Raw genomic sequence first — 16,243 nt, 5'->3', positions numbered from 1 at the left:
CTGCTCGAGGGGGTTCCTGGCCCGGGCAGAGAGTCACTGGAGCAACAGAACGAGCCCACAAACAACGGGCCACGAAACAGGGAGAACGAACTGGTGGGAACGGTAGCCACTGAAGGCCAGAAACAACAAAAAAGACGACACAGGAACGTTCAGCCAACTGATCGTCTCACGGGCCTGAAGACGTGGGTATGCGCTCACACCACGTGTCAGGCCTAGTCCGCTGTGTCGTCACTCTCGTCATCATCGGTTGTGTCCTCGTCAGTCGTCTCCGCCGCTTGTTCGTCGTCACCGTCGTCCGAGTCCTCCGTTTCGCCCGGTTTCGCCTGGTCTTCGTTGCCGGCGTTCGGTCGATTCTCCGTCGGGGTCCGCTCTTCGTCACTCTTTCCGGATTTTGTATCGTTCTGACTCCCCTGGTCGCCACTGGCGTTACTCGCCTGTTCGGGCGTCTCGCCGCCAGCCGATGGTCCGTTGGCACCCGCCTCAGCACCAGGCGTCGTGTTGTTCGTCGGCCCAGCGTGGTCCGGTGGTCCGCGTGGCGGGTCCACGCCGGCAATCTGCTGTGCGCGTTCGGCAACCTCTGGCCCCGTCAGCTCGGATGCGTTCGCTCGCAACTCCCGAACCTTGCTCATGTCGGCACCCACCGCCTCAGCACGTTGTTCAGTCACGTTCAGCGAGGAATCCAGTGCCGAAAGCTGTACCGCGAGTCTGGTGAGCCGCGTATTATACTCGGCAGGGTGTAACTCGTCGCGTTGCTCGAGTAACGCCTCGTACTCGGCCTCGAGCTCCTCGAGCGTTGCCGCCGAGTCGGTCGTTTTACTCGCGATCAACGCTCGTTGTTCCTCCGGCGAGGCGTCTTCGAACGCTGCCGAGAACATTCGTTCGTCGACGCTCGAGGACGTTTTGACGTCGTTGGTCTGCATGAACGTCGAAATCTCTTCGCCCATCGACGGACTCGCGGCCGACTCGTTCGTGACCGACGAGAGCTCGCCGTCCGTGCTGGTTGCAACGGAACTACCGCCCGCTGCAGCCAACGCTACCGGGGCAACGAGGAGCCCGAGGGTTGTCAAGACGACGAGACACACCACGGAACGGGTCGCAGTCATTATCGGAACCATAGCGGGTTTGGGGTAAAAAGGCGGACTTTCGTTCGGCACCGTTCATCCGTCGTGCGCGACCGTTTGTATCGTTTTGAGCGTTCAAATCGGGAGCCGGCGACGACTCCCGGAGAAAACGTACCGCCACTGCCGTCGAACGTTTCTCACCGGTTACCTGATGAAAAACGGTTTTCTCTGTCGACCGAAAGGAGTCCTTTCTCGCAACCCAGGCAGATCAAAAAACGCCGGCAGGGAGTTCACTGAAAGCGGATGCATATAAAAGTACTCGCAGAATAGTTATGTGTGTCACACCCATGGGTGCTAGTGACATGTTCGAGGTCTTCTCGCGGAGCTACTATCTCGGCCGTCTCTACGTGACGCCAGCCGACGGCGAGCACGCCCGAATGCACCGAACCCAGCACGAACGAATCAACGAAGCCGTCTACGCAACCGGCGACGGTATCGAACGACTCGACACCCCACTCGTCATGAAACTCGAGTCCGGCCACTTCCCGGTCCACGGCGACGACGCGGTCCCTGCAAACACCCTGGCCGTCCCGGAGTCGATGCTCGAGGGAACACGAATCCGGAACCCGCCCGCCCTCCGCGAAGTGTTTTTGGCCCGTAAAGAGCGCGCAAAACAGTTGCTCGGCCTGGGTGGTGGCCATCCACAGACGCTCTCGACTGGGACGATGGGCAACGACGACGACGGGACCAACTGGACCGGGACATAAAAGTAGTCGCCACCCACCGGTGTAGGGTATGCTCGACAAACTGCTCGGGCGAGCCGCCCTCAAATCGCGTCTCGCAGAACTCGAGGACGAAAACGAGCGGCTGCGAAAACGGTACGAGGCTGAATCCGAGCGTCGGTCGGACGCGGTCACCGACAAACAGGAAGCCGAACGAGAGCAGAACAAACTCGAAGATCGAATCGCCCAACTCGAGGGCGAACTCGATCGACTGCAAGAGCAGTCACGCGAGGGCACGGGAGGGTCGACCCTCGAGTTCCGCTGCCGCGAGCGCATGGGCCTCGTCGAAACCGAGGGGGCGCTCGAGCGGCTCGAATCGGTTCGGACGGAACCCGAAGGAGCGTTGACGACACTCGCCGGCAGCGACCATCCGCGCCCCGACGCCCTCGAGTCAGTGCTGGGCGAGCGAGCCTCGCTGGTAGCTGACCTCGAACCCTGTGTCGTCTGTGCCGACGACATGGGACTCGTCTCCGTGGCGCTGGTCCCGCCGGTCGAACCCGAACTCGAGGCGTCGGCCGTCTGGGACGACCGGTTCCGCCTCGAGCCGCGCTGGTTTCTGCCACGCGGTCGCTTCACGCTCGCGCTCGTTCGCGCCGACCTGTTCGCCCTCGGGGTCTACGAAGCCGACGAGCGCGTCGAGTTTCACGGCTTCGAGAGCGACGTCAAAGGGAGCCACTCCAAGGGTGGGTTCTCCCAGGGTCGGTTCGAACGAATCCGCGACGGCCAGATCGCCGACCACCTCGAGCGAGCGCGCGACGCACTCACCGAGGGAGTCGAGGGGCCGCTGTATCTGGTTGGCCAGCGCGAGGCGATCGACCGACTGGCCGAGAAAAGCGGTATCGACCCGACCGAGACGGCAACCGTCGATGCGACGGGGAAACCGCGGGAGGCGCTCGAGGACGCCTACAGCGACTTCTTCACGACGGAGTTACTCGTGTTGTGAATCCGATGGGCGAATACCGATGATCGGTGCCTCAATCAACAGACGAATACCGGTAATCGCTGCCCCGAATCGGTATGCAGCGTTAAGTCCCCACTACTCTATGGATCACGTATGCGACTGGCAATCCTCGCCCACGAGAAGTTCCCCGAACGCGCCAAAACCGGCCTCGGCGTGCTCCGGTACAGTGACGACGAGATCGTCGCTGTCCTCGACCGTGACAATCCCGGCCGGGAAGTCACCGACTTCGTCGCGGACGTACAGAACGCCCCTATCGTCTCGAGTATGGCCGACCTCGACGTCGAGCGCATCGACGCCCTCCTCATCGGTATCTCTCCGATCGGCGGTGCGTTCGACGAAAGCTGGCGCGAGGACGTCCGGACGGCGCTCGAAGCGGGCTGTGACCTGATCGCCGGCCTCCATTATTTCCTGAGCGACGACGAGGAGTTCGCCGCGCTGGCAGACGAACACGGCTGTGACATCTGGGACGTGCGAAAACCGCACGACGAGTTGACCGTCGCCGAAGGCGTCGCTCGCGATCTGGACGCCGAAATCATCCTGACCGTCGGCACCGACTGCTCGGTCGGCAAGATGACGACGACGATGGAACTCGCTCGAGACGCCCGCGAGGCGGGCTACGACGCGGCTGTGATTCCAACCGGACAGACCGGCATTATGATCGAAGGCTGGGGGAACCCCGTCGACCGGGTCGTCAGCGATTTCACCGCCGGTGCGGTCGAGGAGATGCTGATCGAGAAAGCCGACGAGTACGAGTATCTGTTCGTCGAGGGACAGGGGAGCATCGTACATCCGGCCTACTCCGGAGTGACCTGTGGCATCCTCCACGGCGCGATGCCCGACTCGCTCGTGTTGTGTCACCGGGCGAACCAGGACGTGATTCACAGTTACGAGTCCTATTCGATGCCACCACTGCAGACCTACGTCGATATCTACGAGAGCCTGGCCGCACCTGTCCATCCGGCGAGTGTCCGCGCGGGGGCACTGAACACTGCCGGCCTCGAGGAGGAGGCCGCACGCGAAGCGATCGAAGACTACGGTGCGGCCCTGGGCCCGGACGTTCCCGTTACCGACGTCATTCGCGAGGGCACCGACGACCTGCTCGAGGTGTTGCTATGAGTCTCGAGACTGCCTTCGAGCGCGTGACGATGCCCCTCGAGTTCCCGTTCACGATCGCTCGCGGGACGGCGACCGAAGCCGAGAACGTTATCGTCAAAATCGAAGACGACGAGGGGAACGTCGGCATCGGCGGGGCCGGTCCGTCATCGCACTACGGCGAGACTGCGGCGACGGTCGAGGCCGTCTTGCCGGACCTGCTCGCGGTCGTCGAAGACGTCGGCGACCCACACGAACTCGAGACCATCGAACGGCGATTGTGCGGGACGGTCGAGCGAAATCCGGCTGCCCGCTGTGCGGTGAGTATCGCGCTTCACGACCTGGTCGCAAAACGACTCGAGGTACCGCTGTATCGCTACTGGGGACTCGACCCCGCCGAGACGGTCGAGAGTTCCTACACCATCGGCATCGACGACACCGAGACCATGCGCGAGAAGACCGAACTCGCCCTCGAACGCGGCTACGGTACCCTGAAGGTCAAACTCGGCACCAACCGCGACCTCGAGATTATCGAGACGATTCGTGACGTAGCCCCCGACGTTCGCCTCTACGTCGACGCGAACGAGGCCTGGACGCCGCGGGAAGCCGTCACCAAAATCGACCGACTGGCAGCGTACGACCTCGAGTTCGTCGAACAGCCGGTTCCCGCGGAACAGCCCGAGGGCCTCCAATACGTCTACGAACGGGCGGCGCTGCCGATTGCAGCCGACGAGTCCTGTCTGACGGCGGCCGACGTGCCACAGATCGCCGACCGATGTGACATCGCTAACCTCAAACTCATGAAGTGTGGCGGCCTTCGTGAGGCAATTCGACTGATTCACACTGCCCGTGCACACGGCCTCCAGGTCATGTGTGGCTGTATGTCCGAGTCGAACGCCTCGATTGCCGCCGCTGCCCACCTCGCGCCGTTGCTCGATTACGCCGACCTCGACGGGTCGCTGTTGCTCGCCGAGGACCCATACGACGGCGTTCCCATGCCGGGCGGCGTGATCGACCTCGAGAATCTCGAACGGGTCGGGACCGGCGTCAGAGAGCGATAACGGACGCGATTGCAGTACAGGCAAGTGGAGTGATAACATTCGACAAGAATTTACCCGTAGAGATACAAGGACACGGGTATGTCACTCGACTGGGTTCACACCGAGACGGACAGAACCGATCGGTGGGACCGGGTGTTCGAAGCGCTCGCTGCCACACCCCGGCGACATCTCGTCGCCAGTCTCACCCGAGCGGAGCCGAGCACGGCCGTTGAGCTCCCAGACGCAGCACTGCCGCCGAATTACTCGGGTGACGAGCACTCGTTTCGAATCGCATTAGAGCATCGACACCTCCCGAAACTGGCCGATTGTGCGTACATCGAGTGGGAACGCGACCCCTTCCAGACCTGGCGTGGGCACCGCTTCGATGAAATCGCACACGTCTTGGGCGTCCTGACCGAAGGCGGGGCCGATATGCAGAGACAGACTTCGTCACCGTCCGAGGACGACTGAACTCCGTCGATCGCCGTTTGTCGCCAGTCTCGAGAGTTCTACGGGTTACTGTCGTCTCTTACCGAGGATTGCTGGCGTCGAGAGGGCAATCCTCGGTGACACGTCACAGCGAACCGTATCGGCTGTATCGATATCCATTTGTCTCGTCCGACCCTACCCCGAGTATGAACCAGCCACAACTACTCATGACGATCGCCGTCATCGTCGTGGTTCTGGTCTGTCTGGCGGCACTGATGTACATCTCGATTTACTGGGACTGATCCGAACCCGACTCCAGACGGCCGCGGGCCGGTCACCGCTCGCTTCGGTCCACCCGTAGCGGATACCGTTTTCCGTACGTGAGTACCCGCCAGAGCCACTCGAGCGGGCCGTATCGGAAATACCGCAGCCACAGGAGTGAGGCAGCGACCTGTACCAGCCAGATAGCGACGACAACGCCGAGAATCTCGACGCGCGAGACCTGTCCGAACAGACCGAGGCCGTGTCCGTAGAAGATCGCCGTTGCAAGCACCGTCTGGAGAATGTAGTTACTGAAAGCCGTCCGGCCGACGGCAGCGAGCGCTCGAGTGAGAGGGCCCTTGGGACGCCATCGACTGTACAGCATCACGCCCCCGACGTAGGCACCGGCGAGTGCGAAACTGCCCCAGTAGTTGAACTGGCGCCAGAACAGCGCCGCTTCGGGAGCCCAGTTCGCGGCTTCGATGTACCAGACGCCTGTGAGGATAGTCGCGAGGCCAACGCTGGCGCCGCCGAGTACGAGCCAGCCGTAAAATCGCGAGGAACGCCTGTTGGTCAACACGCCCCACCTGTACAGTGCCATTCCAAGGAGCATGGTTCCGCTCACCCGCAAGCCCGTGTAGCTGAGTAATCCCGTCGTCTGTCGCTGAAAAGCGGTCGGAACCCGATGCTCGAGTTGGTCGGCCCAGCTCCCCTGATAGGCCGCCACTTCTCGTTGTAGGGTTTCGGGTGCGGGCTGCCAGCTACTCGCGATCGTCGCCGGATCGACGACGAGCCCTGCCACCCCTTCGACGAGGGATGGAACGGCAACCAGAGCGATCCCCGTCACCGTCAGCGCCCACGCCGGTAACGGCCGGAGGAGAACGACGGCGAACGCACAGAGCCCGTATGCGACCAGAATGTCACCGTACCAGAGCAGGTACGCGTGGGCGAGACCGAACACGACGAGCAGGCCCATTCGTCGAACGTACAGCATCGCCGGCGAGTAGCCTCCTTTGTCTCCCTCGAGAAAGAGGATGATACCCGCCCCGAACAACAGCGTGAAAATCGTGATGAACTTCTGCTGGGCAAACACGTGACCGACGAACCAGGCCCAGTAGTTCACGCCCGTGAAGTCACCGTACACCGTCGGATTTGCCAGCGTCGCTTCCGGCATCGCGAACACCCAGCTGTTGACGACCAGAATGCCGAGCAGCGCGAATCCTCGCAACGCGTCGAGACTCACGAGCCGCTCGGATGGCGGCGTTGGCCGGGTCTCGCCACTCATCGATACACGAGCGGAGAAGCGATACGGCTCAGAACGGTTCGTCGGCGTTTCGAGACACGAAAATCACACACCCATCGCCCATCGTTGTAGAAGCGATAGCTGCCCCCTCTCAGACACCCCAGCCACGGGCGAACGAACACGATCAGGTGTCTTCTTCTTCCTGTAACTCCGCCAGTTCCGCTTCGACGTCCGCGTCGCTGACCTCGGTCTCGAGGTCCTCGGCCTCGGGTTCAACGTCAGCGTCAGCTTCGGTCCCCTCACCGCCGACTTCGGCTTTGATCGTCTCGAGTTCAGCCTCGACGCCACTGTCGGTCGACAGCGCCTCGAGTTCGCGGTCGATACTGTCTTTATCCGACAGCACGTCGTCGAACGCTCCGCTTTCGTGGAGTTCGTCGAGCGCGGCGGCGCGTGCCTCCATATCCTGGGTGCGCTCCTCGGCGCGCTCGATGGCCCGTCCGACGTCCTCGAACTCCTCGCCCGTGGCAGTCATCGCCTCCGAGACCTGCGAGCTGGCTTCGGCGGCCTGGTAGCGGGCTTTCATCGTCTCCTTTTTCGTGCGGAACTCCTCGATGCGGGCCTGCAGTTCGTCTTTCTGGTCGATGAGGCTGTCCTGCTGGCTCTGGAGGTCCGAAATCTGGCGATCTAACTCCTCGATCTGGTTCATCTTCGCCTTCTTCTTCTCGAGGGCGCGTCGAGCCAGGTCTTCACGACCCTGTTGGACCGCCGTGCGTGCCTGGCCGTTGTGTTTCTCGACGTTGTCCTCGAGACGGCGTTTTTGCATCTCGAGTCGTTTTTTCTGTGTGGTCAGGTCAGCGATACCGCGTTTGACCTGCTGGAGTTGATCGCGCATCTGCTCGTAGGAGTAATCGAGCGTCTGCGTCGGATCCTCCGTGCGGTCGAGAAAGGAGTTTATCTTCGACCGGATAACGTACGAGGTCCGCGAGAGGATACCCATACATAGTACGTGTTGCTCCCGACTCTTAAAAACTTCACATCGATTACAGGCGTAGCGAATTTCGTGGTAAGTCAGACAGCGCGGTGATGGAGCAGATCCGTTGGACAGTAGCGGCGAATTCTCACACTGTCCGGAAGTATCAGTAACGCCAATCGACGAATCCAAGCCCGGCCCGTTCGAACCCCCGATGAACCCGTGTCATCCAACATCGCTATACCGGGCGCTCGAGACGTACGGGCAACGCTCGATGAGCCCCCTCAGGAGACCGACGCCGTCGTCGTCGCCTGCCCGCCACACCCCCAACACGGCGGCAATCGAACCGACCGGCGGCTGGTCGCCGTTAGCGACGCACTGACGAGTAACGAAGACCGGCCAATCGCCTGCCTTCGAATCGATTACGGTCCCTGGGACCAGGGTCGTGGGGAACTCGAAGACGTCACACAGGCGGTTTCGTGGGCGAGCGAGCGCTACGATCACGTCGGCCTCTTTGGCTTCAGTTTTGGGTCTGCGCTGGCACTCCTCGCGGCCGCGACTATCGAAATCGAAGCCGCAATCGACGCCGTCGCCGCACTCGCACCGCCCTCGCGTCTCGGGCCCGACCTGGACGTGCTCGCTGCACTCGAGGAGCTGTCGATGCCCGCGCTCATCGCCTACGGGGTGCGTGATACGACCGTCGACTGGGAACCGGTCGTCGAACGGGCCGGAGAACTCGGACACCGACGCCTCGAACTCTCGGCCGACCACTTCTTCGTCGGCCAACACGAGTCGGTGGCCGACGAAATCCGCTCGTTTTTCATCGAGACGGTCGCCCTCGAAGGACGTGATCGGGCCTGACGGACGTTCGCCGGTTGTGCTCTCCTCGAGTCCCAGAGACCGAAGCGAGAGGTCCCTGCACAACGGCGAACTGGGGGTAGTGCACCGGCGACGTGGAATCCAATAGGGCGGCAAAGTCAGGAGCCTTATAGTAACACGGCTGCTCGAGACCAGATAGACAATGTGGCCGCTTGGACACGCCGCCGTCGCCTATCTGCTCTACTCGCTGTGGACTCGAACGACGCAGAACGGAGCCACGTTTCGCCAGCCGGGTGCCGAGGGATCGGCGTCGATTGCCGTCGTCTTTTTGCTCGTCGGCAGCCAGTTTCCCGACCTCGTCGATAAACCGCTGGCGTGGTATCTGGGCGTGTTACCGACGGGCCGGACGCTGGCACACTCGCTGTTGTTTTTGGTCCCACTCGTGCTGGTGGTCGTCGCGGCCACGGCCCGACACGACCGTCTCGAGCGCGAGTACGGGTTCCTGTTCGGACTCGGCGCCATCTCACACGTAGTAGTCGATGCAGTGCCGGCGCTCTGGGGCGGCGGCGACTGGTACCATCTCCTGTGGCCACTGACGTCCGTCGAAGCGTACGAAAGCGGCGCACCGAGCGTGGTCGACCTGTTCGTGGCCTCGCTCGGCGACCCGTACTTCCTTCTGGAGTTCGTTCTCGCCGGCATCGCCCTCGTCGTCTGGTATCGAGACGGTCGCCCCGGTCTCTGGCTGCTGAAGCGAACGGTCACTCGAGAGTCACCAACCCACGGCGACGACTAACCCCCTCTTACCCGTCGGCCGCTGGGGGAAACTGGATACGACTATTTTTCATCCACGGTGCAGGTTTGGGAAAGTGCACAGAAGATGACGGTTCGGTAGGTGAGACACCGTTTCGCTGGCGACTATCGACCCGTTCGTCGAGGGGCGCGCTCGCCCACTCGTCACAGAGACAGCGACCACTCTGGGACAACGACAACGGTTTTCCCGTCTGCGGTCACAGGGGAACACATGCACGTCTTACTTGGCCTCGAGGGCAGCGACGAATCGCTGAAGACCCTCGAGAAAACCCTCGAACGGGTCCAGGAGGTCGGCGACGAGTTGACCGTCGCCGTCGTCGGAAAGCCCGAAGCGAAACGCTCCGTCGAGGAGATGCGCGACCTGACACAGGATCACCTCGAGACCGAAGGCGTCGACGCCGATATCGAAATCCTCGACGGTGACCCAGGCAGCGCGCTCGTCGAGTATGCGGAGGCCGAAGGCTTCGACCAGCTGGTCATCGGCGGCGGCACCCGAAGCCCGATGGGGAAAGTCAGGCTCGGGCCGATCACCGAGTTCGTCCTGTTGAACGCCACGGTCACCGTCAAACTGGTTCGATAACCATGCGACCAACACGAACGCGCGTCTACCCCGACGAACCGGCCGGCCCGTTCCCGAGTCCGCCAACCACCTACGAGGACCCCGAGGGACGGGAGATCGTTCTCGAAACACCCGAGGAAGACGCCGAGACGTCCATCGACGCGTTGACCGATATGTACGTCCAGTTCGATCCGGCCGATCGCGCCCAGGGCATCCCACCGACCGGCGAAGACCGAATCAGGCAGTGGCTCGAGCCGATCGTCGCGAACGGCCACAACGTCGTCGCCCGCCACGGCGATGACTTCGTGGGCCACGCCACGCTGGTCCCCGACACCGACGACCCCGACTCGGTGGACGAGGACAGCGACATCGAGTGGGAACTCGCCATCTTCGTCCTGCAGGACTACCAGCGCGGCGGCATCGGTACCCAGTTGCTCGAGAACCTGCTCGGGGCCGCCTGCGACGCCGGCGTGGGTCGTGTCTGGCTCACCGTCGAACGGTGGAACGGCCCGGCGATTGCCCTCTACGAACGCGTCGGCTTCGAGCTCTGTGGGAGCGAGAGCTTCGAACAGGAGATGTCGATCCGACTTCAGTGACCGACTCGCGGTTCGAATCGGACACAACCTTGATGAGTCCTGTCCCGAAGGATACCGTGTGAGTCGTGCGAAAGGCCCTTCGGTCGCAATCACCACCGATTCGACGGTTATCGCCAGATACGAGTCGGCACCTGCGGTCGATATCGTCACACCCGGTGACGTGAGCAACGGTGCGAGTTTGCCTACCGACGTATCAGTAACACGTACAGCAACCGATACCGTCCAGGAACCCGCTGGTTCCTCGGCGAATCGCAATCCCTACGACACCCCCGGCCGCACCAACGCGTATGCAACTCGGCGTAATCGGACTGGGACGAATGGGACAGATCGTCGTCGACCGCGTCCTCGAGGCGGGACACGACGTGGTCGCCTTCGACCTCGATGAAGGCGCAGTCGAGCGAGCCGCGGACGCGGGTGCCACCCCCGCCTCGTCACTCGAAGACTTCTGTCAGACGCTCGGCGACGAGAAACGCATCTGGCTGATGGTCCCCGCTGGTGACCCCGTTGATGCCACCCTCGAGTCGCTCGATTCGTATCTCGGCGCCGATGACGTGGTCGTCGACGGCGGCAACTCGTATTTCGAGCACACCGTCCGCCGCGCCGAGGCCTGTCCTGCTGCCTACCTCGACTGTGGAACGTCCGGGGGCCCCGCGGGTGCCGAACTCGGCTTCTCGCTCATGGTCGGCGGTCCCCAGTGGGCCTACGAGGCACTCGAGCCGGCGTTCGACGCCGTCGCCACCGGCCCCGATGGCCACGCGCGAATGGGGCCATCGGGCTCCGGCCACTACGTGAAGATGGTCCACAACGGCGTGGAGTACGCGCTCATGCAGACCTATGGCGAGGGATTCGAACTCCTCCACGAAGGACGGTACGACCTCGACCTCGAGGCCGTCGCCTCCGTATGGAACAACGGCGCGGTCATCCGTTCGTGGCTGCTCGAGTTGTGTGAGGAAGCGTTCCGCGAGGAGGGAACCGACCTGGGTGACGTCGCCGACCGCATCGAGGGCGGTTCGACGGGCACCTGGACCGTACAGGAAGCCCTCGAGCAGGAGGTCCCGTTGCCGCTGATTTACACCGCGCTTGGCGAGCGATTCGGTTCGCGGGCCGACGACGGCCGATTCTCGCGACGACTGGCCAACCGACTGCGTTACGGTTTCGGCCGCCACGAAGTGCAACGGCGCGACGAATAGGCCGCCGAATCAATATAACTGCGAACGCCGGCCAAAGAGCAACACAAATAAATCACTGCACCCAAATCCCACACATATGGATTACAGTCAGATGGGGCTTCTCATCGGGATCGCCCTGACGGTCGGGGCGGTCGTCCTTCATTTCACCAGGGGGACGCCCTGGCGTGCCAGCGAGGACATCTCGAAAGAGGTCCTCGAGCATCGCGCAAAGAGTGTGCCGGAAACCGACTTCCCCGAGCCGATGAACCGAGCCATCGGTGGCGGCGGTGCCGTTGCGGCCGTCGGCGGCGGCGAAGGCGGGGCCGAACTCGAGGGCGGCGAGGAAGCCGAAGCCGAGCCCGGGCCTGGCGATATTCCCGAAGACGAAATCGAGTACTACGAGGTCGAGTTCGTCAAAGAGGGCGAAACGATCGAGGTCGCGAACAACGAACCGCTGCTCGACCAGGGCGAAGATCAGGGCTGGGACCTGCCGTATGCCTGCCGAGAGGGCAGTTGTGTCTCCTGTGCCGGGAAGATTTCCGGTGACGCGAACGAACTCATCGAACACGACAACCAGCAGATGCTCGACGAGAACGAGATGTCCGATGGCTACGTCCTGACCTGCGTTGCCTATCCACGCGGCGAGTTCTCTATCGAGACGAACGAAGCGCCCTGACCTGGCGGAACTATCACTCCGACCGTCTCCGTACTGTTTTCACACGCTCGAGGTGATCGCTCGAGTCCGAGGACCCGTTCTCACACGCCCCTTGCTACAGTATTCAAATCGTATCGAACAGTATTTGATTCGTATCGAATTGGTATACTAAATATAGCAAATAGTTGTTAGCTAATAGTAAGTTGCTATTAAATTTATAGTCAGGGTTTGAGACCGGGTCCCGGCTCAGGCGTCAGCCGTTGGCTCGGGATCTGTCTCGAGCACCGCTTCGAACGCCTCGATAATGACGCGCTTTGCGACGGCGCCTCGCGTGGTCCAGTGTTGGGCGTAATCGAGCATGTCGTCGTAGATATCGGGTTTACAGCCCGCCGCCTTTGGATGGCCGCCACCGTTGATGCGGCCGGCGACCTCGTGACAGCGCTGGAATGCGTCGGTTCCCCGGATGGAGGCCGATCCGGCCGGTTTGACGATGACCGAGGCGTCAGCACCCTGTTCGCGCATCGCTTCGGCCACCTCGTTCTGTGAACACCGGCCGTAGGTGATACCGACCGTATACTCACCGATTTCGCGCAGTTCCGACCGCCCGATGGCTCGGTCGATGAGGGCCTGTTTCTCGACGCGTCGCTCGGTCAGGAAGTCCTGTACCCACTCGGGAAGGTCGACGCCGTACTCCCGGACGACCTCGACGTATTCAGCCGGGTCGGTCCAGTAGGCGTAATCGGCCAGATCGTCACTGCGCGGGTCCTCGCGCAACCAGAGGTCGTGATCGCGTGTGACGGCAGCCAGGGTTTCGAAACGTTCATCGAAGTCGTACTCGAGCGAGCGCAGGGCGACGTCGGCGGTACACTCCTCCTCGGAGTCGCCGACGACGAGGTCGACGCCGGCTTCTCGAACGGCCGCGGCGACGTCCTCGTCCCACTGGTGATGGTCGTACCACGACACCGAGTCGGCGGTCTCGAGCAGCGCCTCGAGTTCCTCCTCGACGTACTCGTACCGGTCGGGACAGAGGTCACAGACGTAACAGTCGATACCGGGACGGCCGTACTCGGCGACGCGGTCGAGGGATTCCTCGACGTCGTGTGGGCTGGCGGGTAACAGCGCCACCCGGTGTGGCGAGGGCTCGATTTCGTCTATCGCCTCGAGCGGGTCGTCAGTTCCCGGTCCGTCGTCCGAATCCGCCTCGTCTTCGTCGTCGGGTTCCGGCACAACCTGTACGTCGTCGTAGGCTTCCCGAAGCAACGCGACACAGGCCAGGCCGTCGGCGTCGGCGTCAGCGACGACCGCGATGTCGGCCCCCTCGAGGGCTGCCTGTGCGGCTTTGGCCTCGAGTTCGTCGTCGACGTCGTCCGGGAGGAAAAATCCGGTACCGGGAATCACGGATTTGCGTGCGATCGGGAGATCGCGACTCGAAATGAGAGCGTCGTCCATACGGAGCGTGTGTGGCCCGTAAGGAAGAAAGCGCCGGTCGGCGTTCGTCACGTGGAACGGAGAGAGGACAGCGAGACTGTGTTAGCCGGTGGTCGACACAGCGTCGGCGCCAATCGCGTCATCGTCCGCACTCGACTCGAGCTGGCGGACCGTCAACACCGGAACCGGTGCCGTCCGGACGAGTCGTTCGGCCACACTCCCCAGCAGCAGGCGGTTTTCGCCGTGACGACCACGCGTCCCAGAGACGATCAGGTCGGCATCGACGTCGCGCGCATAGCTACTGATTTCGGGAGCGGGTCGGCCCTCACGGACGGCCGTCGTAATGCCCTGGCCAGCCTGCTCGAGAATCTGTGAGAGGGCGCTTTCGGCGTGCGTCTCGAGGGCGGTTCGAAACTCCTCGCGGAGTTGTTCGGGCGAGGCGTCGACTTCGCCCGCGTCGACGACGGAGATAGCGTGGACGTCTGCGCCGAACCGGCCAGCCAAATCGACGGCGACGGTGACCGCCCGCTTGACACTTTCAGACCCATCGGTTGCGACGACGACCGTATCGAACATAGGTGCCGATAGGCGGGGCCTCATCAAAAAGACGAGGGATCCAGACGATGACAGGAGACCGCCGCCGGAAAGAGGTTCCCTCGAGGTTCCTGAACGAACACTCCGAGAATACTATTGTGACGAATTCACGCTATACATATAGTGTAGATTTTTCTAGAGCGTATATAGATTGTCACTATCCTTACCATCATCCTCGCTGAGTAACAGGTGAGGGGTATGTCAGAGGCACCGGGTGCCGGCCCTCGTTCGCGGACGGACTCCACTCGAACGAAGCCGCGTTTCGTGACCGTGGGTCCCGCTTTCCCGTCGGACCCCCAAGCGACGGGATGACACACGTTCGCGAACGAGACCGCAGTCCACCTATCACGTCACACGGCTGCTGTCACCCCACCGACAGCACCACACTCCATTGACACACCACCATTTGCGGCCCCAGTGGGACCTCCCTGACGCCGGCGCCCAAACCCCCTCTTTTCATCGCTTCTCGAGCGTTCCCACCCATGGCGGAAAGCCTTTATGCCAAATCGCCACCCAACTGCGAGCATGGACGTTAGTGAGTCGTTTCAGGTCGACACCGTTCTCGCTCCGGTCGACGGTAGCGAGGAATCAGAGACCGCCGTCGAGTACGCCGTCGCTATCGCTGACCGCTACGACGCGTCTGTGCACGTCCTGTTCGTCCTCGGGCGAGAGGTCGTCCAGGGAATGGATTCGGGCGTCGTCCCGGTAGACGACGTCGCCGAGAACACGCAGGGCTTTCTCGAGGAACTCGCTGGCGTCGCCGAGGCCTACGACGTCGAGGTCTCGATGTCGACCGCACATGGGTTTTCGCCGTCGGTCAAAACTCGCCATCCGGGGAGCGTCGTCCTCGATTCGGCCGACGCCGTCGACGCCGATTTTATCGTGCTTCCCCGTGAATCGGTCGCAGAGGCCCCGACCGAAGTGCTCGAGAAGGCCGCCGAGTACGTTCTCTCGTATGCGAGTCAGCCGGTATTATCGGTATGATACCGTTCCCGGCGTGACCGCCAGGATCGTTCCGGCCAGCGACTGGCCACGCCCAACGACGTGGCGAAATACTGACGATACTCGCGGAGAAAACACGCTTTATGCCCTCGATTCGAAACCTGCTCTCGTCGCTGTTGCTCATCGTCATCGGTATCGTCGCGATGGTCGTGCTGGCTACCGTCGTCTTTTTCGTAACCATCTTCGTCGTCTCCACGGGCTCGAGTCTCGCCGGCTACGACCCGAGCGCCGATTTCGTCGTCCTTTCGTCGGCGCTCATCGTCGTCGCCGTCATCCTGACCGGCGGGTTCACCCCGCGACTCTCGGGCTCTGAACCAGCCGAAGACGAACCTTTCGACGACCGCACGTATCGGTGATTCGAGTGCAGTTCATTTCGGACAAGTAGTCGCTCGAGCGAGGGAGCCCCCGAGACGAGCCGCCCAGTTTAATATCGGGAACCCCCAATCGCGGGGCATGCTCGGTATACTCTTCTTGCTGGTACTCGCGGGGATCGCCCTCGCCGGTGCCTGGCGGTTCGAGGGGCGCTACGAACGACGCAGTTCTCTCGTCGTGTTCGCACTGGCGATGTATCTCCTCGTCCTCGAGGGCGCACCCGTGATGCGATCTCCTATCTCGGACGTATTCGTCCCGATGGGATTTTTGTTGGGACTGCTCTACTACGCACTACTCGACGCCACAGCACCCGAAAAGCACGGGTTCGTTCGGGTCGTCTTCGCCGGCGCGAGCCTGATATGGATGGCGTATCTGCTGTTCGTCGTTATCGGATGAAAAT

General features: G+C 62.3%; 19 protein-coding genes. 14 read left to right on the top strand and 5 right to left on the bottom strand.

What is annotated here, in order from left to right:
• Positions 1–212: 212 nt before the first annotated feature.
• The gene (locus NLK60_RS12405; protein ID WP_254808089.1) at positions 213–1,103 is read right to left on the bottom strand and encodes a hypothetical protein; all 891 of its coding nucleotides are present in this window, start codon (positions 1,101–1,103) and stop codon (positions 213–215) included.
• Positions 1,104–1,423: 320 nt separating this feature from the next.
• Here NLK60_RS12405 and NLK60_RS12400 point away from each other — a divergent pair, with 320 nt between their 5' ends.
• From NLK60_RS12400 to NLK60_RS12380, 5 genes are all read left to right on the top strand, one after another.
• Positions 1,424–1,828, top strand: a complete 405-nt coding sequence (locus tag NLK60_RS12400; protein WP_254808088.1) for a DUF5802 family protein — start codon at positions 1,424–1,426, stop codon at positions 1,826–1,828.
• A 28-nt stretch (positions 1,829–1,856) separates the two neighbouring features.
• Complete coding sequence (locus NLK60_RS12395) at positions 1,857–2,786, top strand: Vms1/Ankzf1 family peptidyl-tRNA hydrolase (protein ID WP_254808087.1); 930 nt, start codon at positions 1,857–1,859, stop codon at positions 2,784–2,786.
• Between the two features lie 111 nt (positions 2,787–2,897).
• On the top strand, positions 2,898–3,920 hold the full coding sequence (locus NLK60_RS12390; protein ID WP_254808086.1) for an N-acetyltransferase DgcN family protein: 1,023 nt from the start codon (positions 2,898–2,900) through the stop codon (positions 3,918–3,920).
• Entirely contained in the window at positions 3,917–4,957 is a 1,041-nt protein-coding gene (locus tag NLK60_RS12385; RefSeq protein ID WP_254808085.1) for a dipeptide epimerase, read from the top strand. Before NLK60_RS12390 ends, NLK60_RS12385 begins: the two co-directional genes overlap by 4 nt.
• Before the next feature lie 78 nt (positions 4,958–5,035).
• Positions 5,036–5,407, top strand: a complete 372-nt coding sequence (locus NLK60_RS12380) for a hypothetical protein (RefSeq protein ID WP_254808084.1) — start codon at positions 5,036–5,038, stop codon at positions 5,405–5,407.
• Positions 5,408–5,699: 292 nt separating this feature from the next.
• Here NLK60_RS12380 and NLK60_RS12375 read toward each other — a convergent pair whose 3' ends face one another.
• Complete coding sequence (locus tag NLK60_RS12375) at positions 5,700–6,911, bottom strand: DUF418 domain-containing protein (protein ID WP_254808083.1); 1,212 nt, start codon at positions 6,909–6,911, stop codon at positions 5,700–5,702.
• Between the two features lie 142 nt (positions 6,912–7,053).
• Positions 7,054–7,866 carry a PspA/IM30 family protein gene (locus tag NLK60_RS12370; RefSeq protein WP_254808082.1) on the bottom strand — a complete coding sequence of 271 codons (813 nt, stop codon included), beginning with the start codon at positions 7,864–7,866 and terminating at the stop codon, positions 7,054–7,056.
• A 195-nt stretch (positions 7,867–8,061) separates the two neighbouring features.
• On the opposite strand from NLK60_RS12370, the gene NLK60_RS12365 reads away from it, so the two are divergent.
• The 6 genes from NLK60_RS12365 to NLK60_RS12340 all read left to right on the top strand — a co-directional run bounded on the left by NLK60_RS12365 (position 8,062) and on the right by NLK60_RS12340 (position 12,468).
• Positions 8,062–8,700, top strand: a complete 639-nt coding sequence (locus tag NLK60_RS12365) for an alpha/beta hydrolase (RefSeq protein ID WP_254808081.1) — start codon at positions 8,062–8,064, stop codon at positions 8,698–8,700.
• Positions 8,701–8,860: 160 nt separating this feature from the next.
• Positions 8,861–9,451, top strand: a complete 591-nt coding sequence (locus NLK60_RS12360) for a metal-dependent hydrolase (protein ID WP_254808080.1) — start codon at positions 8,861–8,863, stop codon at positions 9,449–9,451.
• 228 nt (positions 9,452–9,679) lie between these two features.
• Complete coding sequence (locus NLK60_RS12355) at positions 9,680–10,048, top strand: universal stress protein (protein WP_254808079.1); 369 nt, start codon at positions 9,680–9,682, stop codon at positions 10,046–10,048.
• 2 nt (positions 10,049–10,050) lie between these two features.
• Positions 10,051–10,623 (top strand): GNAT family N-acetyltransferase, encoded by a 573-nt coding sequence (locus tag NLK60_RS12350; RefSeq protein WP_254808078.1) that lies wholly within the window; start codon positions 10,051–10,053, stop codon positions 10,621–10,623.
• A 287-nt stretch (positions 10,624–10,910) separates the two neighbouring features.
• Positions 10,911–11,813, top strand: a complete 903-nt coding sequence (gene gnd / locus NLK60_RS12345) for a phosphogluconate dehydrogenase (NAD(+)-dependent, decarboxylating) (protein WP_254808077.1) — start codon at positions 10,911–10,913, stop codon at positions 11,811–11,813.
• A 76-nt stretch (positions 11,814–11,889) separates the two neighbouring features.
• Positions 11,890–12,468, top strand: coding sequence for a 2Fe-2S iron-sulfur cluster-binding protein (locus NLK60_RS12340; protein ID WP_254808076.1), 579 nt, complete (start codon positions 11,890–11,892; stop codon positions 12,466–12,468).
• 225 nt (positions 12,469–12,693) lie between these two features.
• Here NLK60_RS12340 and NLK60_RS12335 read toward each other — a convergent pair whose 3' ends face one another.
• Together NLK60_RS12335 and NLK60_RS12330 are read right to left on the bottom strand one after the other, a co-directional pair.
• Positions 12,694–13,896: a DHH family phosphoesterase gene (locus tag NLK60_RS12335; RefSeq protein ID WP_254808075.1), complete on the bottom strand. Its 1,203-nt coding sequence runs from the start codon at positions 13,894–13,896 to the stop codon at positions 12,694–12,696.
• 81 nt (positions 13,897–13,977) lie between these two features.
• On the bottom strand, positions 13,978–14,451 hold the full coding sequence (locus NLK60_RS12330; RefSeq protein ID WP_254808074.1) for a universal stress protein: 474 nt from the start codon (positions 14,449–14,451) through the stop codon (positions 13,978–13,980).
• Between the two features lie 543 nt (positions 14,452–14,994).
• Here NLK60_RS12330 and NLK60_RS12325 point away from each other — a divergent pair.
• The 3 genes from NLK60_RS12325 (at position 14,995) to NLK60_RS12315 (ending at position 16,239) form a co-directional block, all read left to right on the top strand.
• A complete protein-coding gene (locus tag NLK60_RS12325; protein ID WP_254808073.1) occupies positions 14,995–15,453 on the top strand; it encodes a universal stress protein in 459 nt (152 codons plus the stop codon).
• Between the two features lie 101 nt (positions 15,454–15,554).
• Positions 15,555–15,827 (top strand): hypothetical protein, encoded by a 273-nt coding sequence (locus NLK60_RS12320; protein WP_254808072.1) that lies wholly within the window; start codon positions 15,555–15,557, stop codon positions 15,825–15,827.
• A 97-nt stretch (positions 15,828–15,924) separates the two neighbouring features.
• On the top strand, positions 15,925–16,239 hold the full coding sequence (locus NLK60_RS12315; protein ID WP_254808071.1) for a hypothetical protein: 315 nt from the start codon (positions 15,925–15,927) through the stop codon (positions 16,237–16,239).
• Positions 16,240–16,243: the final 4 nt, after the last annotated feature.

The sequence above is a fragment of the Natronosalvus amylolyticus genome, assembly GCF_024298845.1.
In the GTDB taxonomy this organism is placed as follows: domain Archaea; phylum Halobacteriota; class Halobacteria; order Halobacteriales; family Natrialbaceae; genus Natronosalvus; species Natronosalvus amylolyticus.
This window is presented reverse-complemented; position numbering and strand designations above follow the sequence as displayed.